Source organism: Komarekiella delphini-convector SJRDD-AB1, assembly GCF_014831675.1.
Classification (GTDB): domain Bacteria; phylum Cyanobacteriota; class Cyanobacteriia; order Cyanobacteriales; family Nostocaceae; genus Komarekiella.
In genome coordinates, this window is record NZ_VJXY01000016.1 from 1 (window position 1) to 23,076 (window position 23,076).

Here is a 23,076-nt window from a genome sequence, read left to right on the forward strand (position 1 = left end):
CCTCTACATACTTTACGGGCTGATATTGACTACTCTTATTGCACGGCAAAAACAGTTTACGGCATTCTAGGCATCAAAGTTTGGGTGTTTAAGGGAGAAATTATCCCCGGACAGGAAGAAACTCCGCCTCCACCCGCAACACGCGATCGCGATCGCGATCGTGAACCTCGCCGCCGACAACAACAACGCCGTCGCCAGCAATTTGAAGACCGCTCAAATGAAGGATAAAAAAGGGACTGGGGACTGGGGATCGGGGACTGGGCAAAGAACCGCACCCATTTCCTAATTCCTAATCCCCAATCCTTAATCCCTAATCCCTAGTAAATAGTCATGTTAAGTCCTAGAAGAACTAAATTCCGTAAACAACAACGCGGCCGGATGGAGGGACTAGCCAGCCGTGGCAGCACCCTAAACTTTGGTGATTTTGCGCTCCAAGCTCAAGAGCCTGCTTGGATTACCTCCCGTCAAATTGAGGCTTCTCGTCGGGCAATGACCCGTTATATTCGCCGGGGTGGACAAATCTGGATTCGGATTTTCCCTGATAAACCTGTAACCATGCGTCCTGCAGAAACTCGGATGGGTTCCGGTAAAGGTTCGCCGGAGTTTTGGGTAGCTGTCGTTAAACCAGGGCGAATTTTATTTGAAATCGCTGGCGTTTCTGAAGAAATCGCCAGAGAAGCTATGCGTTTAGCTTCATTTAAGTTGCCCATAAAAACCAAGTTTATTGTGCGCTCTAAACCAGAGGAGCAGGAGTAGGTTATGCCTCTTCCCAAGATTTCAGAAGCTAGAGAATTAAGTGATGAAAAACTGGCTGAGGAAATTGTTGCTATTAAAAGGCAACTGTTTCAGCTGCGCTTACAAAAAGCAACCAGACAACTAGAAAAACCTCACCAGTTCAGACACGCCCGACACCGCTTAGCCCAATTGCTAACAATAGAGACGGAGCGCCAACGAGCAGCAAGTCAATCGGCTAAAAAAGAAAAGTAGGAGATTATGGCAGTCAAAGAACGAGTTGGCTTGGTAGTGAGCGACAAAATGCAAAAAACGGTAGTAGTTGCTGTGGAAAACCGCGCTCCTCATCCCAAGTACGGCAAGATTGTAGTTCAAACCCGGCGCTATAAAGCTCACGATGAGGAAAACAACTGTAAAGTGGGCGATCGCGTCCGCATTCAAGAAACCAGACCCCTGAGTAAAACCAAGCGCTGGCAAGTCACAGAAGTCCTCAACGTCAAATCTATCTAAACCTCATAGTTGTTAGTTTTCTAACAACGCCACACGGGAGACTATTCGTGATTCAACCCCAGACCTATCTTAATGTCGCAGATAATAGCGGCGCTCGTAAATTAATGTGCATCCGCATCCTAGGCGGAGGCAATCGCCGTTATGGCGGTATCGGCGATAAAATTATTGCTGTTGTTAAAGATGCTACACCCAACATGGCTGTAAAGAAATCTGATGTTGTGGAAGCGGTAATTGTTCGTACTCGCAAAGGCGTAAATCGAGACAGCGGCATGAGTATTCGCTTTGACGATAACGCCGCAGTGATCATCAACAAAGATGGTAATCCTAGAGGTACACGGGTCTTTGGCCCTGTAGCAAGAGAACTGCGCGAGAAAAACTTTACCAAAATCGTCTCTCTGGCTCCGGAGGTGCTGTAATGGCATACCGAAAAGATCAGCCAAAAGTATTCCACAAGATGCACGTCAAAACTGGCGATACAGTGCAGGTAATTGCTGGTAAAGATAAAGGCAAAGTTGGTGAAGTTATCCAAGCACTTCCTCAACTAAGTAAAGTTGTCGTCAAAGGGGTCAACATTAAAACTAAGCATGTTAAACCCCAGCAAGAAGGAGAATCAGGGCGGATAGTCACCCAAGAAGCCCCGATTCATAGCTCTAATGTGATGCTTTATTCTAATAAGCAAAACGTTGCTAGTCGTGTTTGTTACACCTTTACGCCAGAAGGTAAAAAGGTGAGAAAACTCAAAAAAACTGGTGAGATTTTAGATAAATAGTCATGAGTCATTAGCAAAAGACATAATGACAAAGCGCAAAGTCTGAACTAAGGCTTCATTAGATCAGAACTTTGTAAGAGAGGATAAAAGACAAATAAGCTTCCCTGACCAAGCCCAGGGATAATTAGGACAAGAAACTATGGCCCCAACAAGACTCAAAAGCTTATACCAAGAGACAATCGTCCCTAAACTGATCAATCAGTTTCAGTACACCAATGTTCATCAAGTACCGAAGTTGGTGAAAGTTACTGTTAACCGAGGTTTGGGAGAAGCGGCTCAAAATGCTAAGGCGCTGGAAGCGTCCATAAACGAAATCGCGTTGATCGCTGGTCAAAAGCCAGTAGTAACGCGAGCAAAAAAGGCGATCGCGGGCTTCAAAATTCGTCAAGGTATGCCTGTCGGCATCATGGTTACTCTCAGAGGCGAACGGATGTACGCATTTGTCGATCGACTCATTAGCTTGGCACTGCCGAGAATTCGAGACTTTCGCGGCGTTAGTCCCAAAAGCTTTGACGGTCGCGGCAACTATACTCTGGGTGTAAGAGAACAGCTAATCTTTCCAGAAGTAGAATACGACAGCATCGATCAAATCCGTGGTATGGATATTTCCATCATCACCACAGCGAAAAACGACGAAGAGGGCCGCGCCTTACTTAAAGAAATGGGAATGCCTTTTCGCGATCAATAAGTTCATCTAAAGAGGGAACGATGGCGGCTAACGACACAATTGCAGATATGCTGACGCGCATCCGCAATGCTAATTTGGCGAGGCATCAAACTACACAAGTGCCAGCTACAAAAATGACCCGTAGTATTGCTAAAGTGCTGCGAGAAGAAGGCTTTATTTCTGAATTTGAAGAAGCCGAAGAAGGGGTAAAGCGTAATCTGGTGATTTCCTTGAAATACAAGGGCAAAAATCGTCAGCCTTTAATCACCGCCTTAAAGCGAGTGAGTAAACCAGGTTTGCGCGTTTACTCCAACAGAAAAGAATTACCAAGAGTACTAGGCGGCATTGGTATTGCCATTATTTCTACATCCAGTGGCATCATGACTGACCGCGAAGCGCGGCGTCAGAACTTGGGTGGTGAAGTGCTTTGCTACGTCTGGTAGTCATTAGTCATTTGTCATTGGTCATTTGTCATTAGGAAAAAGACAAAGGACAAAGCGCAAAGTCTGATCTAAGGAAGCCTTAGCTCAGAACTTTGTGAGAGAGGACAAAGGACAACGGACAAATCACAAAGGACAAAAAGTCATGTCTCGTATTGGTAAACGTCCAATTACTGTTCCCACCAAAGTACAAGTAGCGATCGATGGCACAAAAGTTGTTGTGAAAGGGCCTAAAGGCGAACTTTCACGCGATCTACCTACCGCTGTTACAGTTTCTCAAGAGGGAGAAACATTGCAGGTAACTCGACGAGATGATACAAAATCATCTCGTCAAATGCACGGTTTGTGCCGCACCTTGGTTGCCAACATGGTCGAGGGAGTTTCTAGTGGTTTTCAGCGCCGTTTGGAAATTCAAGGAGTTGGCTACCGAGCACAAGTTCAAGGTCGTAACCTAGTTTTAAATATGGGTTACAGCCATCAGGTACAAATTGTTCCACCTGAAGGAATTCAGTTTGCAGTAGAAGGTACTACTAATGTCATAGTCAGTGGTTATGACAAAGAAATAGTAGGCAACACAGCAGCGAAAATTCGTGCCGTTCGTCCACCAGAACCTTATAAAGGTAAAGGCATTCGCTATGCCGGTGAAGAGGTAAGACGCAAAGCTGGTAAGACTGGTAAGAGTGGTAAGAAGTAAAAATGAAACTTACTCGTAGAGAATCAAAGCAGCGTCGCCATCGACGCGTCCGTGGTAAAGTTATCGGCTCCTCAGAGCGTCCGCGGTTAGCCGTGTTTCGCTCTAATGAACATATTTACGCGCAAGTAATTGATGATACTCAGCATCATACATTAGTGGCAGCCTCGACTGTAGAACCAGAGTTGAAATCTAGTTTAAGTTCAGGCGCTAATCGTGACGCATCAACGCAAGTGGGCAAATTGATCGCAACACGATTGCTAGAAAAAGGTATCACTAAAGTAGTCTTTGATCGTGGTGGCAACCTATATCATGGTCGTGTCAAAGCATTAGCCGATGCAGCACGTGAGGCTGGTTTAGATTTCTAAATTGTCCTTTGTCATCTGTCCTTTGTCCCTTGTATAAGAGCAAATGACTAATGACTAATGACTAATGACCATTGACTAACAGAGGCATTGATTATGGCAACAGGTCGTCGTAAAACTAACCGAACAAAAAAAGAAGAAACCAACTGGCAAGAGCGAGTTATCCAAATCCGACGGGTGAGTAAGGTTGTCAAAGGCGGTAAAAAGCTTAGCTTCCGAGCGATTGTAGTCGTTGGTAACGAACGCGGTCAAGTCGGCGTTGGAGTGGGCAAAGCCTCAGATGTAATTGGTGCTGTCAAAAAAGGCGTAGCCGACGGTAAAAAACATTTGATTGACATTCCAATCACCAAATCTAACTCCATCCCCCATCCTATTGATGGTGTCGGTGGTGGTGCTAAGGTGATGATGCGACCAGCTGCACCTGGTACTGGAGTAATTGCTGGTGGTGCTGTGCGTACTGTGTTGGAATTGGCAGGAGTTCGCAACGTCTTAGCCAAGCAACTCGGTTCTAATAACCCGCTCAACAATGCTAGAGCCGCAGTCAACGCCCTATCTACACTGCGTACCTTTGCCGAAGTTGCTGAAGATCGGGGCATTGCTATTGAACATCTCTATATCTGAGTGGTCATTTGTCCATAGTCCTTAGTCCTTTGTTCTTAGCAATGACAAATGACAAATGACAAGTAACAAATGACAAATGACAAATAACAAATGACAACTTTTAGCTTATGAGACTCAACGATGTTAAGCCTCAAAAAGGCTCGAAAAAACGCCGTAAGCGTGTAGGTAGGGGTATTTCTGCTGGTCAAGGTGCCAGTGCTGGTTTAGGTATGCGAGGTCAAAAATCTCGCTCTGGTAGCGGTACCCGACCAGGTTTTGAAGGTGGTCAACAGCCATTGTATCGTCGTCTGCCTAAGTTGAAGGGCTTTCCAATTGTTAATCGGAAAAATTACACTACGATTAATGTAGAGAAGCTAGCTTCCCTTCCTGCTAATACAGAAGTAACTTTGATCTCCTTAAAAGCAGCAGGTATCATAACTACTGTCAAGGGGCCATTGAAAATTTTGGGTAATGGGGAATTGAGCATTCCGCTCAAGGTGCAAGCGGCAGCTTTCACAGGTACAGCTCGTAGCAAAATTGAGGCAGCTGGTGGGAGTTGTGAAGTCTTATGAGTGAGCCAGAACAGCGCACTTAAATGCAAGTCAACTCGCTACCAACGCCTGGTTCACAATAAAGGTAGCACTCTATGATCAGTCGAGACAAAGCCCCAACGGCTCAAGAAACTTTTATGCAGATGGCGCAAGCGGCTGGGCTCAGAGGCAGGCTGCTTGTCACTGTCGGGATTTTAATTTTGGTTCGCCTAGGTATCTTTCTACCAGTACCAGGGATTGATAGAGTTAGATTTGGCGAAGCCATTCAGGGCAATAATTCCATATTCGGTTTGTTGGATATATTTTCCGGGCGGGGACTTTCTACTTTGGGAGTGTTTGCCTTAGGAATTCTGCCCTTCATTAATGCATCCATTATTATTCAATTGCTCACTGCGGCAATTCCTTCTTTAGAAAATTTACAGAAAAATGAAGGAGAGGCTGGTCGGCGGAAAATTGCACAAATTACCCGCTATGTATCTTTAGGCTGGGCAATTATTCAAAGTGTGGCTTTTTCGGCATTATTTCTCCAGCAATTTGCTTTAAATCCAGGGCCAGTCTTCGTAGCTGAAACTGCGATCGCTCTGATTGCTGGTTCAATGTTCGTAATGTGGGCCTCAGAACTCATCACAGAACGTGGTATTGGCAATGGAGCATCATTGTTGATTTTTGTCAATATTGTAGCGTCCTTACCAAAATCATTAGGCGATACCATCGACTTGGTACAAGTTGGTGGTCGGGAAATAGTAGGTCGTGTGATAGTGCTGATCTTGGTTTTCCTGGCAACAATTGTTGGTATTGTATTTGTGCAAGAAGGAATGCGCCGCATCCCGATTATTTCGGCTCGTCGCCAAGTAGGTCGTCGCGTTTTGGCAGAGCAACGTAGTTATTTACCCCTGCGTTTAATTGCCGGGGGCGTCATGCCAATTATCTTTGCAGCTGCCATCCTGAGTTTGCCACTTTTGATCGCTAATTTTACCAAAAACCCAGAATTGGCGAATATTGTTAACACTTATCTGAGTCCAAGCGGTTCTGGTTCTTGGATATATGCCCTGGTCTACATGATTTCTATCATTTTCTTTAGCTATTTCTATTCTTCGTTGATACTCAATCCAGTAGACGTAGCGCAAAACTTGAAGAAAATGGGTTCCAGTATTCCTGGCATTCGTCCAGGTAAAGCGACTAGTGAGTATATCGAGCGTGTGACAAACAGACTCACCTTTTTAGGTGCTATATTTTTGGGTTTAGTTGCGATTATTCCAACCGGCGTGGAAAGTGCTTTAGGAGTGCCAACCTTCAAGGGTCTGGGTGCAACCTCTTTGTTAATTCTGGTTGGTGTGGCAATTGAGACAGCTAAACAAGTCCAAACTTACGTCATCTCTCAGCGCTATGAAGGAATGGTGAAACAATAGTGACGCGATTAATCTTCTTGGGACCGCCTGGGGCTGGTAAAGGAACTCAAGCTCAAACCTTGGCTAAAAAGTTGAATATTCCCCATATTTCTACGGGCGATATATTAAGGCAAGCCATGAAAGAGCAAACTCCTTTAGGGATTAAGGCTCAAAGTTATGTTGATGGCGGTGAGTTAGTCCCTGATCAGCTAGTGCAGGAAATGGTGCAGGAGCGGTTAGAACAACCAGATATCAAGTCCGGTTGGATTCTGGATGGTTTTCCCCGCAAAGTTACTCAAGCAGTCTTTTTGCAGGAGTTACTGGAAAAAATGCATCAGCATGGCGAAAGGGTAGTTAACTTAGATGCACCAGATGAAGTAGTGGTAGCACGTTTACTTGGCAGAGGACGAAAAGATGACACTGAAGAAGTGATTCGTCGTCGGCTAGAAGTTTACCGTGCTGAAACTGCGCCTTTGATTGACTATTATCATGATCGCCAAAAACTCCTCACGATCAATGGTAATCAGTCCCAAGAAGAGGTCACTGCCGATCTTCAAAAGATAATAGCCTCTTAAAACAGCAGGCAGACAGAGGGAGAGGAAGAAAGACAAGAATAAGTATGTAGTTACCTCCTGCTTTCTTCCACTCTCAGCAAGGACTAGATCAATTTTAGCTAAGATATATTAATAAACTGTTGATATATTTCTCAAAGTATGTTCTCTTGCAGATGAAGCTGCTGCAACAGAACAGGAGATTGTTGAGTTGAGGAAAAAACAAATTGTCTAAGCAAGATTTGATTGAAATGGAAGGCACGGTTACTGAATCCTTGCCCAATGCAATGTTTCGCGTTGACTTGGACAATGGCTTTAACGTGCTGGCACACATTTCCGGCAAGATCCGCCGCAATTATATCAAGATTTTACCTGGCGATCGCGTCAAGGTAGAGTTAACTCCCTATGACTTGACAAAAGGCAGAATTACCTATCGATTACGAAAGAAGTAAATCGTATGTAGAGAATCTTACCATAAAACCAACTTTTTGGTGTTCCTCAGTTAGTAAACTGAAATTAATTTCCCTAAAAATGCTATAATTCAATATTTGGAGTCAATCAGAAAAGGCATGAAAGTTAGAGCCTCAGTCAAGAAAATTTGTGAAAAGTGTAACGTGATCAAACGTCGTGGTCGCGTAATGGTGATTTGTGTCAACCCCAAGCACAAGCAACGTCAAGGATAGTGCTCTTACCACCATCAGATTGGGGTAAGACACACATATCATCATTAAAACGAAAAGACGCGATTAATCACGTTTTTCCAACAATAATTGCGACAACAATAGGGAGAGATTAATTGTGGCACGTATTGCCGGAGTAGACCTTCCACGCGATAAGCGCATTGAAATTGGTCTGACTTACATTTACGGAATTGGATTATCACGGTCGCAAGAAATTCTAGCGGCTACAGGTGTAAATCCAGACATCCGTGTTAAAGAGTTAAGTGATGCCGATGTCGCAGCCCTGCGAGCAGAAGTAGAAAGCAACTATCAAGTTGAAGGGGATTTGCGGCGCTTGGAGTCTATGAACATCAAGCGCTTGGTTGACATTGGCACCTACAGAGGGCGTCGTCATCGCATGGGGCTACCAGTCAGAGGACAAAGAACTCGCACTAACGCTAGAACCCGTCGTGGGAGAAGGCAGACAGTGGCCGGTAAGAAGAAGGCACCAGGCAAATAATTTTGCAATGCTTGTTAATCAGAGCAAGTTTTACCTGAAATTAACTAAACAAATATGGCGAGACAACCAACTAAAAAATCCGGGAGCAAAAAGCAAAAACGGAACGTCCCCAACGGAATGGCCTATATCCAGTCTACTTTCAACAATAGCATTGTCACCATTACCGATCAAAATGGAGATGTCATCTCTTGGGCTAGCGCTGGTTCTAGCGGTTTCAAGGGAGCCAAAAAGGGAACTCCTTTTGCAGCACAAACTGCCGCTGAAAGCGCAGCACGTCGAGCGATCGATCAAGGGATGCGCCAAATTGAAGTAATGGTCAGTGGCCCAGGAGCAGGTAGAGAAACAGCTATCCGGGCACTCCAAGGAGCAGGACTGGAAATTACCCTAATTCGGGATATTACCCCGATTCCTCACAATGGTTGCCGTCCGCCTAAGCGTCGTCGAGTTTAATCATCAAAAATTAGACACTAAGGGCAAGAAGTTTCATCAAAAATAAGTCACCCGTCATGGATGCTTAGACTAGTAAAAGTGCAAACTGCCATTAGTAGAGCTTGTAAACTTCAGACGGCCGGGCCTACTCAAAGCGTATCAGTTCTTCCAGTAGGAAGAACCACTAAACTTTGGAAAACCCAAAATTTTATCAACACCTGTAAGCTCAATAGGAGTTTCAAACTCTATGTTGTGAGTTTGATAGACCTAAGCCTACAGGATATAAAGTCAATTCGGGAGGCAATTGATTTGCCTGCTAGCAGCACCTTAAAAGAAGGGAGGCTAATCCGTGGCGCAGTTTCAAATTGAATGTGTAGAGTCTAGTACTGAAGAAAGTCGGAGCCATTACAGTAAGTTTATTCTGGAACCTCTGGAGCGTGGTCAAGGAACAACTGTTGGTAACGCACTGCGGCGGGTTTTACTATCTAATTTAGAGGGTACAGCAGTCACAGCAGTGCGGATTGCAGGCGTTTCCCATGAGTTTGCCACAGTTCCGGGCGTGCGGGAAGATGTGCTGGAAATCCTCATGAAAATGAAGGAAGTCATTCTTAAAAGCTATTCTTCTCAACCTCAGATTGGTCGGTTGCTCGTTAACGGCCCAGCAACTGTTACTGCGGCACATTTTGATTTGCCCAGTGAAGTAGAAGTCATTGATCCGACCCAGTATGTAGCCACCCTAGCTGAGGGAGGCAAGCTGGAAATGGAGTTTCGGATTGAGAAAGGTAAAGGGTATCGCACTGTAGAGCGAGGACGTGAAGAAGCCACATCGTTGGACTTTCTCCAAATTGACTCAGTGTTTATGCCTGTGCGGAAAGTCAACTATAGTGTCGAAGAAGCCCGATTGGATGGCTCAATCACAAAAGACCGACTGCTGTTAGAAGTTTGGACTAATGGTAGTCTCTCTCCCCAAGAAGCACTATCCTCTGCTGCTGGCATTTTGGTAGATTTATTCAATCCATTGAAAGATATCTCCCTAGAACCAACAGATACAGGTTCAGACATTCCAGATGATCCAACTGCTCAGATTCCTATCGAAGAGTTACAACTTTCTGTGCGGGCTTATAACTGTCTTAAACGAGCACAAGTTAACTCTGTAGCAGATTTGTTGGATTACACCCAAGAAGACCTCTTAGAAATTAAGAACTTTGGTCAGAAATCAGCGGAAGAAGTGGTTGAAGCTTTGCAGCGACGCTTAGGCATTACCCTACCGCAGGAAAGAGGTTCTAAACACCCTTAATTAAAAACCGTTCGTACATTCAATAGTGCATAATTATGCGTCACCGTTGTCGCGTCAAGAAACTTAGTAAACCAACCGATCAGCGCCGTGCTTTGCTGCGATCGCTCGCTACCGAGCTGATCCGTCATGGTCGGATCACTACTACTTTGGTTAGAGCTAAAGTTCTACGAAGTGAAGTAGACAAAATGATTACCTTAGCCAAAGACGGTTCTTTGGCAGCACGCCGGGAAGCCCTTGGCTATATATTTGACAAACAACTAGTTCACGCTTTGTTTGAGCAAGCTCCCACTCGATATGGTAATCGTCAAGGAGGTTATACCCGCATCCTGCATACCGTACCGCGTCGCGGCGATAATGCTCAGATGGCAATTATTGAACTGGTCTAATCATAGTTTTGGATTTTAGTCATTATTCATTAGTCAGCGGTCTAGGATCTTCGACAAATGACAAAGCGCAAAGTCTGTAGCAAGATCCCGCAGGGTGTGCCGGAAATCGGCGAACAGACGCCAGATCGCACAAGTCGGAAAACCCGCCCAAGCGACTGGCTCAACTTTGTAAAAGATGACAAAAGACGAAATTTGTATGTTAGAAAGTCACCAGCCTCCACCGACTCACCGAGTAGCCCTGGTAATCCAATACCTGGGCACTCACTTTCATGGCTGGCAAAGGCAAAAGCAGCAGCGCACTGTTCAGGAAGAAATTGAAGCAGCGATCGCGAAAATTCTTGGATACCATGTCCCATTGCACGGTGCAGGACGTACCGATGCTGGAGTTCACGCCGCTGCTCAAATAGCCCATTTTGATGCGACAGGTTTAATCCCACCTCATAAATGGGCAACAATTCTTAACAGCTATCTGCCTCAAGATATATTAATAAGGGCTTCAGCAAGTGTAGATAATCGTTGGCATGCTCGCTTTAATGCAGCCTATCGACGGTATCGCTACACCATATACACTGAAGATCTACCGAACTTGTTCGTACAACCCTTCAGTTGGCATTATTATTATGATCCCTTGGATGAAGCCTTAATCCAAGCTGCCCTCAAACCGTTAATGGGAAAACATCATTTGGCTGCTTTTCATCGTGCAGGATCAAAGCGATCGCATTCCTGGGTAGAGGTACAAGCAGCAGAATGTTGTCGTAGTGGGTCATTTATCCATATAGAAATACAGGCAGATGGATTTTTGTATGGCATGGTGAGGTTATTGGTAGGGATGCTGGCACAAGTAGGCTCTGGTAAGCGATCGCTTACCAGCTTCACAGAACTCTGGAAAGAACAACGCCGGGAAGAAGTGAAACACGCTGCGCCTCCCCAAGGCTTGTGCTTATTACGCGTCGGCTATCCAGATTTTCCCTTTCCAAAAGAGATTTGGTACGAAACCCTGCCAAAGTTGGTTATTAGTCAAGAGTCGTTAGTCATTGGTCATTAGTAACGACAAATGACCAATGATTAACGAAAAACAGAGAAGTCTGAGCATCGGCTTCGGTATTCGGAACTTCAAAGACAAAGTGACAAAGGACAAACAACAATGAATAAAACATACCTTCCTCCTCAAGAATCCCTTGAGCGTGAGTGGTACGTAGTAGATGCTACTGACCAACGCCTTGGTCGTCTCGCCAGCGAAATCGCCCAGATCCTCAGAGGCAAAAAGAAAGCCGAATATACTCCTCACCTAGACACAGGTGACTTTGTTATCGTCGTCAATGCTGAAAAAATAGCAATTACAGGTAAAAAGCGCACCCAAAAGATTTATCGTCGCCACTCTGGTCGTCCTGGCGGAATGAAAACAGAAACCTTTGCCAAGCTGCAACAGCGCCTACCAGAAAGGATAGTAGAAGTCGCTGTTAAAGGTATGCTACCCAAAAATAGCCTGGGTAGACAGTTGTTCACCAAACTAAAAGTCTACGCTGGGCCCACTCATCCCCACGAAGCTCAAAAACCTAAAGAACTCAAAGTTAGTACAATTCCTGGAGCAGAAAATTAATGGTAGTAGCAGACGCTAATAGCGGTCGCGCCGTTTACTGGGGAACTGGTCGTCGCAAGTCCGCAGTCGCAAGGGTACGCTTGATTCCCGGTAACGGTCAACTGACTGTGAATGGGAAGGATGGAACCTTATATTTCCAATTCAACGCCAATTACCTTGGTGTCATCAAAGCACCTCTAGAAACTCTGGGACTGGAAAACGAATATGACATTTTAGTTAAAGCTGAAGGTGGTGGCTTGACCGGTCAGGCTGATTCCATTCGCTTGGGAGTTGCTCGTGCGTTGTGTCAACTAGATCCAGAAAACCGCTCACCTTTGAAGACGGAAGGCTATTTGACTCGTGATCCCAGGGCAAAAGAGCGGAAAAAATATGGTTTGCACAAAGCCCGGAAAGCACCTCAGTACTCCAAGCGTTAAACGATTGGGGATTAGGAATTGGGTACTGGGGATTGGGAAGAAGTTTGAAGAATTTCAATCTGCATTCCGAGCGCCCATTCACCCTTTGGGTGATGCCTCCGCCACGCCTTCGCAGCGCTGTCTCACCAATACCTAATCCCTAGTCTTGATTGAAAGCTGAAAGTTATAATTTATATAGATTCACCACACAAGGAAAAATGGCTAAATCTGATATTCATCCCAAGTGGTATCCAGAAGCTAAAGTTTACTGCAACGGTCAAGTTGTGATGACTGTTGGCTCTACCAAGCCAGAATTGCATGTAGATGTTTGGTCTGGAAATCATCCCTTTTATACTGGTACTCAGAAGATTATTGACACTGAGGGTCGAGTAGAGCGCTTCCTCCGCAAATATGGTATGAGCAGCACTCAAACATCTGGCGACGACCAAAAGAAAAAGTAGCGGGTTGGCTCTGCTGTTAACGACGGCCCTGCATCAGCTGGGTCGATTGTCATTTAATGCTCGAGCCAACTTGTTATTTTAAGGAGCGATCGCATTTGTCATGGCTGAAACATACCTGCTGGAGAAACTCAAATCCGTTGAACAAACCTTTAATGAATTGACTCGTCGGCTTGGCGACCCTGATACTGCTAAAAACCCTGATGAGTATCAACAAATCGCCAAGTCTCGTTCTTCATTGGAAGAGGTAGTAAATGCCTATGAAACTTGGAAAACTACCCAGGAAGACTTGATAGGAGCACGTCAGGTTTATAAAGAAGCTGCCAGCGACCCAGAGTTGCAAGAAATGGCAGCAATGGAAGTAGATGAACTTGAGCAAAAGCTGGAACATCTAGAGACTCATTTGAAAGTCTTGCTATTACCCCGCGATCCCAATGATGAGAAGAATATCATGTTGGAAATTCGCGCTGGTACGGGTGGAGATGAAGCCAGTATTTGGGCTGGCGATTTGATGCGGATGTACACTCGTTATGCTCAAACTCAAGGTTGGAAAGTTTCCTTGGTGAGCGAATCTCTAGGTGAAATGGGCGGTTGGAAAGAGGTCATACTGGAAATTAAAGGTGATAACGTTTATAGCCAACTAAAGTTTGAGGCTGGAGTGCATCGTGTGCAGCGTGTGCCGACAACTGAAGCTGGGGGACGGGTTCACACCTCTACAGCTACAGTGGCAATTATGCCAGAGGTGGATGATGTGGAAATCCACATTGATCCCAAGGATATTGAAATGACCACAGCTCGTTCTGGTGGTGCTGGTGGACAAAACGTCAACAAGGTAGAAACAGCCGTTGACTTGATGCACAAACCTACAGGAATACGTATTTTCTGTACGGAAGAACGCAGCCAGTTGCAGAACAAAGAACGAGCGATGCAAATTCTGCGAGCAAAGTTGTATGACATCAAGTTAAGCGAACAACAAGAAGCTGTTACTTCCATGCGGCGATCGCAGGTTGGTACAGGGTCGCGATCAGAAAAAATTCGCACATACAACTATAAAGATAACCGCGTTACTGACCACCGCTTAGGTCAAAACTATTCTCTTAACCCTGTCTTAGAAGGCGACTTAGAAACAGTTATCCAATCTTGTATATCTCAAGATCAGCAGGAGCGTTTAGCAGAGTTAGCGACTTCCGGTGCTGCTAATTAATTGTCACTATTAAACTACTTGAAAAACCGCTTGTCGTTCTGTTGCATTCAACATACGCAAGTGGTTTTCTAATTTAGTATCGAGTGTATTTTCTATTTCACTAGGATAGTTATAGTAGGCAAATTCGTACTGCATGAGGTGATTTAACTTCGCCCATTCTTTTAAATTTTGGCAACAATAAATTAAATTTTCTACTTCCCTTCGCCAACGCGCAAAAATCCGGTAGCTGAAAAAGCTGCTGCACACGTTACATTTTGCATCCCAGAAAGAAATACATACCTGATGCTTCAGGTGATGGATTTTTTTGATTTGCTTAACATCGTAACCTTTCGCTTTCAGGGCTTCTTTGGCTTCTGATTTAGAAATATCCCACTGTTCTGGTTTAATTTTATTAGCGGCTATGAGATTTCTACCTTTGCGGCGATATTGATTAGTTTTGTGTAGCTTGCGAAACATGATGCACCTTCGATATTATTTGTTCGCAGCAATAACTAGCTACTAGCTGAGCCGCCGTAGCAAACTAATAGGCTAAAAATGGCTGCGATCGCCTACTTATAAAATTATTACTGTAGTTGTCATCTTAAAACTTAAGATGATTAGTTTAGTACTAAAACATAAGGCTGTCAATATAAAAGTAAACTTGTAGTATTGAAAGTAAACTTGTAAATACGTTGGCTAGCTAAACAAGTAGTGAATATCGAAAGCAGAAAAAAACTGATTGAAATCATTAAACTGGCTCGTGGTTCAATGAGTCAGCGATCGTTTGGTAAGCTTTTGGGAGTTTCTGCTACTGCTGTTCAGATGTGGGAAAAAGGTGTGAAAATACCAGATACGGAAAATTTGGCTCAAATCGCATCAAGAGCAGGCTACACAATGGAAGAGTTACTTAGTTGCTTGGATGGCAAACCAATTCCAGAAACCTCAGACTTAAGTTTGATTCTCAGACAAATTCAGCACATGCCTCTGAGCCAAGTAGCTCAAATCGTTCAAGCTGCGGCAGATAGGTTAGCCGCTGTTGCTGAAGCATCTGGGGATGAAGCCAAAGCAAGTTGAATTAGAAAATTGATAAAAATTAGTGAAAACAAATAGCGTTTTTTATCGGCTGTTTCAAGAATTTCCTAGCATCTTTTTTGAACTCATTGGCAAATCTTCAGAAGCAGCTAACGTTTATCAGTTTTCATCAGTTGAAATCAAACAAACAGCGTTAAGAATTGATGGTACTTTTCTTCCTACACAAACAGACGACAACCCAATTTACTTTGTTGAAGTACAGTTTCAAGCAGATAGAGAAATTTACTCACGACTATTTGCAGAAATCTGTTTATACCTCCGTCAGAATTAACCACAGAATAACTGGGCTGCTGTAATTTTATACCCAAGCCGAAGTATAGACATAGGAAAAATCAAACACTATCGTGAGTTCTTTGCTAGCCAGCGAGTCAGATGTATTTATCTGGATGAATTAGGTGAAGCTACATCGCTACCAATTGGTATTGCAACTCTCAAATTAGTAATTGCATCTGAAGATACGGCAATTACACAAGTAAGGGATTTAATAGAACTAGAGAAGAGATTAACTCGCAACTGCAACAGCAGCAATTATTACGATTAATTGAGACAATTTTGGTTTATAAGTTTCCAACGATGAGTAGGAAGGAAATAGAGATAATGTTTGGATTAAGCGAGTTGAAACAAACGCGAGTTTATCAAGAAGCCTTAGAGGATGTTTGAAAAGTTTTCTTGTTGATAGCAAAACGTTCTAGATCCCCCTAAATCCCCCTTAAAAAGGGGGACTTTAATTCCGGTTTCCCCCCTTTTTAAGGGGAGCCAGCGCGGTCTTCTCCCAAAGGGAGAGGCTAGCGCCAAGGGGGTTTCCACGCCACTCCCCACAACGGATAGCGCAGCGTAAAGCCTTCTGTTCGAGAGGCTTCGCCTTAAGCGAAGCCATGCCGCAGGCTTTACGGCATGGCTTCTCTACTTTGAGGCTGCGCCAACGCTGAGAGCGAGTCTTGTCTGCGACACGCTGCGCGAACGAGCGTCGGGAACCTCCGCAAGGGGGTGGCTCCCCATGAGCGACTGGCGTGGGCTAGGGGGGATCAACAAGTGCCTAAAATCACAGGTAACTACTTTTCAAACAACCTCTTAGAAGAAGGTGAGGTATAGGCAAGTTAAAAGCAGTAATGCCAATGTTAGCGGCAGGGTTAACTGTAGAACAGATAGCACAAGCTTTAGATTTGAGTGTTGAAGAAGTGCAGCAGGCATCACAACAGCAATCTTCGTGATCCTGTCAGATCTCGCTCAAAATGACTATCGCAAAACATTTTGGACAAGGAATACAGGTAATATTTGGATTAAGTTGAGTCAAATAAGACGAGAGTGTGTTCACCAAGGCACATAAGAAAGCGATCGCAAAGCCAAAATACCATAGTTGTTAGTATTGGGGTTGACTGTTGCATAGATAGTACAGGTTATAAATTTTGAATATAAAAAGTCAGGCAAATGTCCCAAAATCAGTCTTAAGGTTGATGTGATAAAACTTAGATTTATGAACTAAAAACTCCGTCTCTATCTCCCCGGAATTTCCTGTACCAAATTTGTAGTTAAATTTTGTTAAGATTAGACACGGCGTTAGCAACTTCCTCCCAACAACCATTCCCCACTCCCTACCTGAGAGAAACTTGATGCTGCGACTAGAACATATCAATAAAATATACCCCACCGGCGAAGTTCTCAAAGATATCAACTGGGAAGTTAAACCAGGCGATCGCATTGGCTTAGTCGGTGTCAACGGTGCTGGAAAATCTACCCAACTCAAAATCATCACAGGGGAAATTGAACCCACGGCTGGCGAAATTATTCGTCCTGCCAGCTTACACATAGCCTACCTTAATCAAGAGTTTGAAGTAGATCCTAGCCGCACTGTTAGAGAAGAATTTTGGACAGTCTTTAAAGAAGCCAATCAAGTACAGCTATCTTTAGCGCAGATACAGCGCGAGATGGAAACGGCTACCCCAGAGCAACTAGATAAACTAATTGACAAATTAGATCGTTTTCAGCGCCAATTTGAAGCCTTGGACGGCTATGGCTTAGACGCACGCATCGGTAAAATTTTACCAGAGATGGGGTTTGGGCTAGAAGATGGCGATCGCCTCGTCAGTGCTTTTAGTGGTGGTTGGCAAATGCGGATGAGTTTGGGTAAAATTCTCCTGCAAAAACCAGATTTATTGCTGCTGGACGAGCCTACCAACCACCTGGATTTAGAAACTATTGAGTGGTTAGAAAATTACCTTAGAGGGCTGATTACTCCAATGGTAATAGTCTCCCATGACCGGGAATTTCTTGACCGCCTCTGTACTCAAATTGTGGAAACTGAACGTGGTATTTCCGCTAGTTACCTTGGCAATTACTCGGCATATTTACAACAAAAAGCCGAAAATCAATCAGCACAACTTAGTGCTTACGAACGCCAGCAAAAAGAACTAGAAAAACAGCAAACTTTTGTTGATAGATTTCGCGCTAGTGCTACCCGCAGTACCCAGGCAAAAAGCCGGGAAAAGCAACTGGAAAAAGTCGAGCGCATCGAAGCACCCATAGCTGGTGTCAGAACTTTGCACTTCCGCTTTCCCCCTGCACCCCGCAGTGGACGCGAGGTAGTACAAATTAAAGACTTGACTCATGTCTATGGTGATAAAATTTTGTTTCTGGGAGCGAATCTCTTAATTGAAAGAGGCGATCGCATTGCTTTTCTTGGCCCCAATGGTGCTGGAAAATCCACACTTCTGCGCGTCATCATGGGTATGGAAAAAGCTACAGAAGGTATTGTCCAATTAGGCGATCACAACGTTATTCCTGGTTATTTTGAGCAAAATCAAGCTGAAGCTTTAGATTTGAAGAGAACTGTTATGGAAACTATCCATGATGAAGTTCCTGACTGGAAAAATGAAGAAGTCCGCACGCTTTTAGGACGGTTTTTATTCACTGGCGACACCGTATTTAAGGCAGTTGGGGCATTGAGTGGGGGAGAAAAAGCTCGTCTAGCATTGGCAAAAATGCTCTTACGTCCTGCGAACTTACTAATTTTAGATGAGCCGACAAACCATTTGGATATTCCAGCTAAAGAAATGTTGGAAGAAGCTCTACAAAACTATGATGGTACGGCAATTGTGGTTTCCCATGACCGTTATTTTATCTCTCAGGTAGCTAACAAAATCGTAGAAATTCGCGATGGCGAATTCCGCGTCTACTTGGGAGATTATCATTACTATCTCCAGAAAATTGCCGAAGAAAAAGAACAAGCAAAGTTAGCCGCAGTAGCAGCCGAAAAAGCAGCTAAAAAAGCTGCAAAAGCTACGAAATCTAGCACGAAACGGAAATAAGTAATTAGGAAATGGGTAAGTAGTAGTGCTGAAGCGCTACTACTAAGTAATCCCTGACTTATTTGCGATCGCAAATAATATAAAAAAATTACTAAATTTTAAAAACTATCTAAAAAAACAGCAAGCCCTTCAGAAAAGAAGTTAATAAGCAGAAATTCACTTGCGGCAGGGATTAGCAATGGTATCATTCGGGTATTACAAAAAGTAAAGGGCAATTTTACTATGACCAAAGCACCTGTTGCTCCTGTGGTGCTAGTCATTTTAGACGGATGGGGCTACTGCGAACAGACGCGAGGAAATGCTATTGTCGCGGCTCAAACTCCGATTGTGGAAAGCTTATGGGCAGCTTACCCACACACCCTCATCTGCACATCAGGAAAAGCCGTAGGGTTGCCAGAAGGACAAATGGGCAACTCGGAAGTTGGTCATTTGAACATTGGCGCTGGGCGAGTAGTACCGCAAGAATTAGTACGCATCTCAGATGCGGTAGAAGACGGTTCTATTGCCTTAAACCCAGCACTTGTCAAAATCTGTCAGGAAGTTCGCTCTCGGAATAGCAAGCTGCATTTAGTAGGACTTTGTTCTGAAGGTGGAGTACATTCGCACATCACCCATCTATTCGGACTACTAGATTTAGCCAAGAACCATCAAATTTCCGAAGTTTGTATCCACGCCATCACTGATGGTCGTGACACCGCCCCAAAAGATGGTGTAAAAGCAATAACGCTCCTGCAAGACTATATAGACCGTACAGGAATTGGGCGCATAGTTACCCTCAGCGGTCGCTATTACGCGATGGATCGCGATCACCGCTGGGATCGGGTCAAACGCGCTTATGACGTGATGACACAAGATGGTGCAGGTGATGGTCGAAAGGCTTTAGAAGTTTTGCAAGCATCTTACGCCGAAGGGGTAAACGACGAGTTTGTTCTCCCAGCCAGAATTGCTCCTGGTGCAATAGAACCAGGAGATGGGGTAATATTTTTCAACTTCCGCCCCGATCGCGCCAGACAACTAACTCAAGCTTTAGTCAGTCCCAACTTTAACGCCTTTGAAAGACAGCCAATCACGCCGCTGTCGTTTGTCACGTTTACTCAGTACGATTCAGACTTACCTGTGGCTGTAGCTTTTGAGCCTCAAAATCTGAGTAATATTCTGGGAGAAGTAATAGCCAACCACGATCTCAAGCAGTTCCGCACCGCCGAAACTGAAAAATACGCCCATGTCACCTATTTCTTCAATGGTGGTCTAGAGGAACCTTTTGTCGGAGAAGACCGAGAACTGGTAAGCAGTCCGATGGTAGCAACTTACGACAAAGCCCCGGCAATGTCAGCACAAGCAGTTACAGATGTAGCGATCGCCGCAATTCAAAAAGGTATCTACTCCTTAGTTGTGATTAACTATGCCAACCCAGACATGGTAGGGCATACTGGTCAAATTGAAGCTACGATTATGGCAATTGAAACAGTGGATCGCTGTTTGGGCCGCCTCGTTGAGAGCATTGTCAAAGTCGGTGGTACAACAATTATTACTGCTGACCACGGCAATGCAGAGTATATGCTAGATGATAAGGGTAATCCTTGGACAGCTCACACCACCAACCCAGTCCCCTTAATCTTGGTGGAGGGCGAGAAAGTCAAAATCCCCGGACATGCTACTAATGTCGAACTGCGAAGCGATGGCAAGCTATCCGACATTGCTCCCACGATTCTGGAGATTTTACAACTACCTCAGCCACCAGAAATGACAGGGCGATCGCTGCTTGTAGCAGCAGAATATGACTTGCAACGCACTCGTACTCCCGCACAAGTTGGGCTGTAAAAATAGTTAGGAGTTAAAAGTTAAGAATCACAAATCAAAACTTTTCTAACTCCTAACTCCTGTTTCCTGTCTCCTGTCTCCTGTCTCCTCCGTTTTGAAACTTCTTATAAATGAGATTGCTACCATGACACTTACTAATATCGTGCAAGGCATTTGGGCATTTTCCGCCATAGGTTTAATTGTCTTAGTATTACTACATAGCCCCAAAGGTGATGGCATTGGAGCTATTGGCGGACAAGCCCAGTTATTTAGCAGCACCAAGAGCGCAGAAAATACATTGAACCGAGTTACTTGGGCGCTTACAGTTATTTTTCTTGGTTTAACAGTCGTTTTGAGCGCCGGTTGGCTACCTAAATAAGAAAGGGAAATAGGGAAATGGGAAATAGAACTCAATACCCAAAACCCAACACCCTCAGAAATTTAATTAAATGGCGGTCATTAGCAGCTCTTGCCTTGGCTATTGGCACAGGGCTGCTACTCATTTTGGCTAATCTCCAATTGACCAATGCTTTGACAAAAGCATATTTATATGATGGAGAATTCAGAAATTCTCTTTCTCTCTCCCCCCTTCTCCCTCATCCTCTCCCACCCACACTAACGCAGTGGCAAGATAATACAAACAGCGGTGACTACTTTTCTCAAATCACAAAAACCCAAATAGGTTATTTAATTTGGTCGCAATTTCCTATTAGAGTTTACGTAGAACCACCAAAAATCGTTAGCGAAAAACAGGCTCAAGCATGGGCTAACTGTGTTTTGCAAGCTGTTCAAGAGTGGAGTACTTATTTGCCTTTGAAAGTAGTTGAACAGCCAGAACTTGCTGATATTAAGATCTTACGAAAAACGCCACCTCTTGAGATTTCCCGTGGCGACAATGTTCCCCGTGCGCGTTCTGCATTAACCAGCTACGAGTTATACCTCAGCAATAACAAAGTTTTATCTCATCGCTTCACCATATTGCTGAGTCCTACCCAAACTGGTAACTATCTCACCGCTGCTGTCCGCCACGAATTCGGTCATGCACTGGGAATTTGGGGCCATAGTCCGCTAGAAACCGATGCCCTATATTTTTCCCAAGTTCGTAACCCACCGCCTATTTCTCCCAGAGATGTGAACACCCTGAAACGGGTTTATGAACAGCCAACAAATTTGGGATGGTCTTTACAAAGTCCTGAGTCTTGATCTGTGCTTATAATAAACATCTACCGCTTTGATATCAAAAATAGTTCTTACTTTTTCTAAGCTCTGCGACTTAAAGGTAGAGGTCGCTGTGTTAAAACTTCTCTATAAAGTTCTTCCAACTGAGTAACATTCTTACTGAGGGTATAACGGTCTAATACACGCTGTCTAGCTTTTTGCCCTAGTAGTGTTGTTAATTCAGGATGGTCTTGGCAGACTGGTAAGAGAGTTCTTAATTGCGATCGCACTGTCTTAGTATTAAGAACTATACCTGCTCCTTTTTCCAATACTTCTCCATCAGCACCTACATCTGTGGCTAAACAAGCTAGCCCACACGCCATTGCTTCTAATAAAGATAGCGAGAGACCCTCTACCAATGAAGGCAAAATAAATACATCTGCGCCCCGCAAAATTTCGATGCGTCGGTCTTCGTTAGCAACAAATCCTAACCAAATAATACCGTATTCCCAATTATAAAATGGTTCTAAAGAAGATTTCAAAGGGCCATCGCCAACAATTAGCAACTTACTATCAGTCGCCATTTCTGACTGCTTCCAAGCCCGCAAGAGGGCTTCGATATTTTTCTCTGGGGCTATGCGACCTTGATAGACAAACAAGCGTTCGGCTTTAAATTCTGCTTTGACTTTAGAAGTTCCAGGAGAATACTTGTTAGCATCAACACCGTTGGGAATTACGGCAATGTTTTCTTCTCGTACACCCATACGTGCTAATAATTCGCGCTGAATTTGGGAAAATACAATTACGCGATCGTAGTTAACCAAAAAAGGCGCGTATAGCTGATAAGCCAAAAGTTGTGTGCCCGAAATCAGTTTTGCCCCTTTGCCAGCAAACGGTGTGTGAAAAGTGGCAATTAGAGGCAAATTCAGCTGTTCACATATTTCTGGTAAAACAAAATCAAGGGGAGATAGAGTCAAAGAAGCATGGACTACATCCGGCTTGATTTTTCGTAGCGACTGGGTTAAAAGTTTGGTCGCTTTAAAAGTAGGAATTGTATAAACCTGGGACTTATAAATGAAGGGTAAGGAAACCTCCTGGAAGTTTGGCCAGTTGTCTGGTTCCGATTCTTCTTGAGCGAAGTGAAGAAAGCTAACTTGGTGTCCCCGGTCTAACAAGGCATTTGTAATTTCTCGACTGTAAGTGACATTACCGCAAAAGGGTGATTTTTTTCCAATCCAGGCTATACGCATTCTTTATTAGCTATAAGAAAAGCGAGTTTTATCTATTCAGTTTTGTGTTTTTTGTTGTCTTTTTTATCATGCTGTACTTGCTAGTTTTTTAGTTATGATAAATTACTGCCACACGCTAGCTCAAAAATCTGATTTTTCAGATGTTTAAACTAATGGACTTACAGTTTTATTTACTTTACTTATAAGTTGTTCATTTTATACATATAAACAACTTATTCTGACTAACGTCAGATTAATTTCCAGCAAGTATGCGATAAATTATTATTCACCTAAGTCTACC

At 44.0% G+C, this 23,076-nt stretch carries 31 protein-coding genes and 3 pseudogenes; 32 read left to right on the forward strand and 2 right to left on the reverse strand.

Translation table 11 applies throughout. The annotated features are described in order from the left end of the window. The 25 genes and pseudogenes from FNW02_RS15755 to prfA form a co-directional block, all read left to right on the forward strand. Positions 1–228, forward strand: a pseudogene (locus tag FNW02_RS15755) (30S ribosomal protein S3); the annotation flags it as partial. A 102-nt stretch (positions 229–330) separates the two neighbouring features. Continuing rightward, positions 331–756, forward strand: a complete 426-nt coding sequence (gene rplP, locus FNW02_RS15760) for a 50S ribosomal protein L16 (RefSeq protein ID WP_162396593.1) — start codon at positions 331–333, stop codon at positions 754–756. Between the two features lie 3 nt (positions 757–759). After that, positions 760–987 (forward strand): 50S ribosomal protein L29, encoded by a 228-nt coding sequence (gene rpmC / locus FNW02_RS15765; RefSeq protein ID WP_191758475.1) that lies wholly within the window; start codon positions 760–762, stop codon positions 985–987. Between the two features lie 6 nt (positions 988–993). After that, the gene (rpsQ, locus tag FNW02_RS15770; RefSeq protein WP_191758476.1) at positions 994–1,242 is read left to right on the forward strand and encodes a 30S ribosomal protein S17; all 249 of its coding nucleotides are present in this window, start codon (positions 994–996) and stop codon (positions 1,240–1,242) included. Positions 1,243–1,289: 47 nt separating this feature from the next. Beyond that, the gene (gene rplN / locus FNW02_RS15775; RefSeq protein WP_162396590.1) at positions 1,290–1,658 is read left to right on the forward strand and encodes a 50S ribosomal protein L14; all 369 of its coding nucleotides are present in this window, start codon (positions 1,290–1,292) and stop codon (positions 1,656–1,658) included. Further along, entirely contained in the window at positions 1,658–2,011 is a 354-nt protein-coding gene (gene rplX, locus FNW02_RS15780; protein ID WP_191758477.1) for a 50S ribosomal protein L24, read from the forward strand. Before rplN ends, rplX begins: the two co-directional genes overlap by 1 nt. Positions 2,012–2,150: 139 nt before the next feature. Continuing rightward, a complete protein-coding gene (rplE, locus tag FNW02_RS15785; RefSeq protein WP_191758478.1) occupies positions 2,151–2,699 on the forward strand; it encodes a 50S ribosomal protein L5 in 549 nt (182 codons plus the stop codon). A gap of 20 nt (positions 2,700–2,719) precedes the next feature. Beyond that, positions 2,720–3,121 carry a 30S ribosomal protein S8 gene (gene rpsH, locus FNW02_RS15790; protein WP_191758479.1) on the forward strand — a complete coding sequence of 134 codons (402 nt, stop codon included), beginning with the start codon at positions 2,720–2,722 and terminating at the stop codon, positions 3,119–3,121. Positions 3,122–3,263: 142 nt separating this feature from the next. Then, positions 3,264–3,812, forward strand: a complete 549-nt coding sequence (gene rplF, locus FNW02_RS15795; RefSeq protein ID WP_191758480.1) for a 50S ribosomal protein L6 — start codon at positions 3,264–3,266, stop codon at positions 3,810–3,812. Between the two features lie 2 nt (positions 3,813–3,814). Beyond that, complete coding sequence (gene rplR, locus FNW02_RS15800) at positions 3,815–4,177, forward strand: 50S ribosomal protein L18 (RefSeq protein ID WP_191758481.1); 363 nt, start codon at positions 3,815–3,817, stop codon at positions 4,175–4,177. A 93-nt stretch (positions 4,178–4,270) separates the two neighbouring features. Further along, a complete protein-coding gene (gene rpsE, locus FNW02_RS15805; RefSeq protein WP_162396584.1) occupies positions 4,271–4,795 on the forward strand; it encodes a 30S ribosomal protein S5 in 525 nt (174 codons plus the stop codon). Positions 4,796–4,902: 107 nt separating this feature from the next. Next, on the forward strand, positions 4,903–5,346 hold the full coding sequence (gene rplO / locus FNW02_RS15810) for a 50S ribosomal protein L15 (protein ID WP_191758482.1): 444 nt from the start codon (positions 4,903–4,905) through the stop codon (positions 5,344–5,346). Positions 5,347–5,420: 74 nt separating this feature from the next. Next, the gene (secY, locus tag FNW02_RS15815) at positions 5,421–6,734 is read left to right on the forward strand and encodes a preprotein translocase subunit SecY (protein WP_191758483.1); all 1,314 of its coding nucleotides are present in this window, start codon (positions 5,421–5,423) and stop codon (positions 6,732–6,734) included. Further along, on the forward strand, positions 6,734–7,288 hold the full coding sequence (locus tag FNW02_RS15820; protein WP_191758484.1) for an adenylate kinase: 555 nt from the start codon (positions 6,734–6,736) through the stop codon (positions 7,286–7,288). The genes secY and FNW02_RS15820 overlap by 1 nt, the downstream gene beginning before the upstream one ends. A gap of 203 nt (positions 7,289–7,491) precedes the next feature. Then, positions 7,492–7,716, forward strand: a complete 225-nt coding sequence (gene infA / locus FNW02_RS15825; RefSeq protein ID WP_006276978.1) for a translation initiation factor IF-1 — start codon at positions 7,492–7,494, stop codon at positions 7,714–7,716. Between the two features lie 117 nt (positions 7,717–7,833). Continuing rightward, positions 7,834–7,947, forward strand: coding sequence for a 50S ribosomal protein L36 (gene rpmJ / locus FNW02_RS15830; protein ID WP_015129703.1), 114 nt, complete (start codon positions 7,834–7,836; stop codon positions 7,945–7,947). A gap of 115 nt (positions 7,948–8,062) precedes the next feature. Continuing rightward, entirely contained in the window at positions 8,063–8,443 is a 381-nt protein-coding gene (rpsM, locus tag FNW02_RS15835; RefSeq protein WP_162396580.1) for a 30S ribosomal protein S13, read from the forward strand. A gap of 54 nt (positions 8,444–8,497) precedes the next feature. Then, complete coding sequence (rpsK, locus tag FNW02_RS15840; protein WP_010998331.1) at positions 8,498–8,893, forward strand: 30S ribosomal protein S11; 396 nt, start codon at positions 8,498–8,500, stop codon at positions 8,891–8,893. A gap of 328 nt (positions 8,894–9,221) precedes the next feature. Beyond that, positions 9,222–10,169 carry a DNA-directed RNA polymerase subunit alpha gene (locus tag FNW02_RS15845; RefSeq protein WP_162396579.1) on the forward strand — a complete coding sequence of 316 codons (948 nt, stop codon included), beginning with the start codon at positions 9,222–9,224 and terminating at the stop codon, positions 10,167–10,169. 35 nt (positions 10,170–10,204) lie between these two features. After that, positions 10,205–10,555, forward strand: coding sequence for a 50S ribosomal protein L17 (rplQ, locus tag FNW02_RS15850; protein ID WP_191758485.1), 351 nt, complete (start codon positions 10,205–10,207; stop codon positions 10,553–10,555). Between the two features lie 196 nt (positions 10,556–10,751). Next, complete coding sequence (gene truA, locus FNW02_RS15855; RefSeq protein ID WP_191758601.1) at positions 10,752–11,600, forward strand: tRNA pseudouridine(38-40) synthase TruA; 849 nt, start codon at positions 10,752–10,754, stop codon at positions 11,598–11,600. Positions 11,601–11,699: 99 nt separating this feature from the next. Further along, the gene (gene rplM, locus FNW02_RS15860; RefSeq protein ID WP_191758486.1) at positions 11,700–12,155 is read left to right on the forward strand and encodes a 50S ribosomal protein L13; all 456 of its coding nucleotides are present in this window, start codon (positions 11,700–11,702) and stop codon (positions 12,153–12,155) included. Beyond that, positions 12,155–12,571, forward strand: coding sequence for a 30S ribosomal protein S9 (rpsI, locus tag FNW02_RS15865; protein ID WP_162396577.1), 417 nt, complete (start codon positions 12,155–12,157; stop codon positions 12,569–12,571). The genes rplM and rpsI overlap by 1 nt, the downstream gene beginning before the upstream one ends. A gap of 197 nt (positions 12,572–12,768) precedes the next feature. After that, positions 12,769–13,011, forward strand: a complete 243-nt coding sequence (gene rpmE / locus FNW02_RS15870) for a 50S ribosomal protein L31 (RefSeq protein WP_191758487.1) — start codon at positions 12,769–12,771, stop codon at positions 13,009–13,011. 100 nt (positions 13,012–13,111) lie between these two features. Then, on the forward strand, positions 13,112–14,212 hold the full coding sequence (gene prfA, locus FNW02_RS15875; RefSeq protein WP_191758488.1) for a peptide chain release factor 1: 1,101 nt from the start codon (positions 13,112–13,114) through the stop codon (positions 14,210–14,212). A gap of 9 nt (positions 14,213–14,221) precedes the next feature. Here the strand turns inward: prfA and FNW02_RS15880 are convergent, their stop codons facing one another. Beyond that, entirely contained in the window at positions 14,222–14,668 is a 447-nt protein-coding gene (locus FNW02_RS15880) for a hypothetical protein (protein WP_191758489.1), read from the reverse strand. Between the two features lie 234 nt (positions 14,669–14,902). Here FNW02_RS15880 and FNW02_RS15885 point away from each other — a divergent pair, with 234 nt between their 5' ends. The 7 genes and pseudogenes from FNW02_RS15885 (at position 14,903) to FNW02_RS15915 (ending at position 21,591) form a co-directional block, all read left to right on the forward strand. Then, on the forward strand, positions 14,903–15,265 hold the full coding sequence (locus FNW02_RS15885; RefSeq protein ID WP_191758490.1) for a helix-turn-helix domain-containing protein: 363 nt from the start codon (positions 14,903–14,905) through the stop codon (positions 15,263–15,265). Between the two features lie 22 nt (positions 15,266–15,287). Beyond that, positions 15,288–15,937 (forward strand): annotated as a pseudogene (locus tag FNW02_RS15890) (Rpn family recombination-promoting nuclease/putative transposase); the annotation flags it as partial. 437 nt (positions 15,938–16,374) lie between these two features. Continuing rightward, positions 16,375–16,494 (forward strand): annotated as a pseudogene (locus tag FNW02_RS40145) (Rpn family recombination-promoting nuclease/putative transposase); the annotation flags it as partial. Between the two features lie 399 nt (positions 16,495–16,893). After that, positions 16,894–18,588: an ABC-F family ATP-binding cassette domain-containing protein gene (locus FNW02_RS15900; RefSeq protein ID WP_191758491.1), complete on the forward strand. Its 1,695-nt coding sequence runs from the start codon at positions 16,894–16,896 to the stop codon at positions 18,586–18,588. 222 nt (positions 18,589–18,810) lie between these two features. Next, on the forward strand, positions 18,811–20,409 hold the full coding sequence (gene gpmI, locus FNW02_RS15905; RefSeq protein ID WP_191758492.1) for a 2,3-bisphosphoglycerate-independent phosphoglycerate mutase: 1,599 nt from the start codon (positions 18,811–18,813) through the stop codon (positions 20,407–20,409). A 124-nt stretch (positions 20,410–20,533) separates the two neighbouring features. Continuing rightward, positions 20,534–20,767: a preprotein translocase subunit SecG gene (gene secG / locus FNW02_RS15910; protein ID WP_191758493.1), complete on the forward strand. Its 234-nt coding sequence runs from the start codon at positions 20,534–20,536 to the stop codon at positions 20,765–20,767. 17 nt (positions 20,768–20,784) lie between these two features. Further along, on the forward strand, positions 20,785–21,591 hold the full coding sequence (locus FNW02_RS15915) for a peptidase (protein ID WP_191758494.1): 807 nt from the start codon (positions 20,785–20,787) through the stop codon (positions 21,589–21,591). Positions 21,592–21,647: 56 nt separating this feature from the next. Here FNW02_RS15915 and FNW02_RS15920 read toward each other — a convergent pair whose 3' ends face one another. Beyond that, positions 21,648–22,796 carry a glycosyltransferase family 4 protein gene (locus FNW02_RS15920; RefSeq protein ID WP_191758495.1) on the reverse strand — a complete coding sequence of 383 codons (1,149 nt, stop codon included), beginning with the start codon at positions 22,794–22,796 and terminating at the stop codon, positions 21,648–21,650. Positions 22,797–23,076 lie beyond the last annotated feature (280 nt).

Excerpts from the sequence above, each read along its gene's own strand:
- rplP (WP_162396593.1), top strand. The coding sequence starts at position 331 with ATGTTAAGTCCTAGAAGAACTAAATTCCGTAAACAACAACGCGGCCGG.
- rpmC (WP_191758475.1), top strand. The coding sequence starts at position 760 with ATGCCTCTTCCCAAGATTTCAGAAGCTAGAGAATTAAGTGATGAAAAA.
- rpsQ (WP_191758476.1), top strand. The coding sequence starts at position 994 with ATGGCAGTCAAAGAACGAGTTGGCTTGGTAGTGAGCGACAAAATGCAA.
- rplX (WP_191758477.1), top strand. The coding sequence starts at position 1,658 with ATGGCATACCGAAAAGATCAGCCAAAAGTATTCCACAAGATGCACGTC.
- rplE (WP_191758478.1), top strand. The coding sequence starts at position 2,151 with ATGGCCCCAACAAGACTCAAAAGCTTATACCAAGAGACAATCGTCCCT.
- rpsH (WP_191758479.1), top strand. The coding sequence starts at position 2,720 with ATGGCGGCTAACGACACAATTGCAGATATGCTGACGCGCATCCGCAAT.
- rplF (WP_191758480.1), top strand. The coding sequence starts at position 3,264 with ATGTCTCGTATTGGTAAACGTCCAATTACTGTTCCCACCAAAGTACAA.
- rplR (WP_191758481.1), top strand. The coding sequence starts at position 3,815 with ATGAAACTTACTCGTAGAGAATCAAAGCAGCGTCGCCATCGACGCGTC.
- rpsE (WP_162396584.1), top strand. The coding sequence starts at position 4,271 with ATGGCAACAGGTCGTCGTAAAACTAACCGAACAAAAAAAGAAGAAACC.
- rplO (WP_191758482.1), top strand. The coding sequence starts at position 4,903 with ATGAGACTCAACGATGTTAAGCCTCAAAAAGGCTCGAAAAAACGCCGT.
- secY (WP_191758483.1), top strand. The coding sequence starts at position 5,421 with ATGATCAGTCGAGACAAAGCCCCAACGGCTCAAGAAACTTTTATGCAG.
- rpmJ (WP_015129703.1), top strand. The coding sequence starts at position 7,834 with ATGAAAGTTAGAGCCTCAGTCAAGAAAATTTGTGAAAAGTGTAACGTG.
- rpsK (WP_010998331.1), top strand. The coding sequence starts at position 8,498 with ATGGCGAGACAACCAACTAAAAAATCCGGGAGCAAAAAGCAAAAACGG.
- rplQ (WP_191758485.1), top strand. The coding sequence starts at position 10,205 with ATGCGTCACCGTTGTCGCGTCAAGAAACTTAGTAAACCAACCGATCAG.
- truA (WP_191758601.1), top strand. The coding sequence starts at position 10,752 with ATGTTAGAAAGTCACCAGCCTCCACCGACTCACCGAGTAGCCCTGGTA.
- rplM (WP_191758486.1), top strand. The coding sequence starts at position 11,700 with ATGAATAAAACATACCTTCCTCCTCAAGAATCCCTTGAGCGTGAGTGG.
- rpsI (WP_162396577.1), top strand. The coding sequence starts at position 12,155 with ATGGTAGTAGCAGACGCTAATAGCGGTCGCGCCGTTTACTGGGGAACT.
- rpmE (WP_191758487.1), top strand. The coding sequence starts at position 12,769 with ATGGCTAAATCTGATATTCATCCCAAGTGGTATCCAGAAGCTAAAGTT.
- prfA (WP_191758488.1), top strand. The coding sequence starts at position 13,112 with ATGGCTGAAACATACCTGCTGGAGAAACTCAAATCCGTTGAACAAACC.
- FNW02_RS15880 (WP_191758489.1), bottom strand. The coding sequence starts at position 14,668 with ATGTTTCGCAAGCTACACAAAACTAATCAATATCGCCGCAAAGGTAGA.
- FNW02_RS15900 (WP_191758491.1), top strand. The coding sequence starts at position 16,894 with ATGCTGCGACTAGAACATATCAATAAAATATACCCCACCGGCGAAGTT.
- gpmI (WP_191758492.1), top strand. The coding sequence starts at position 18,811 with ATGACCAAAGCACCTGTTGCTCCTGTGGTGCTAGTCATTTTAGACGGA.
- secG (WP_191758493.1), top strand. The coding sequence starts at position 20,534 with ATGACACTTACTAATATCGTGCAAGGCATTTGGGCATTTTCCGCCATA.
- FNW02_RS15915 (WP_191758494.1), top strand. The coding sequence starts at position 20,785 with ATGGGAAATAGAACTCAATACCCAAAACCCAACACCCTCAGAAATTTA.
- FNW02_RS15920 (WP_191758495.1), bottom strand. The coding sequence starts at position 22,796 with ATGCGTATAGCCTGGATTGGAAAAAAATCACCCTTTTGCGGTAATGTC.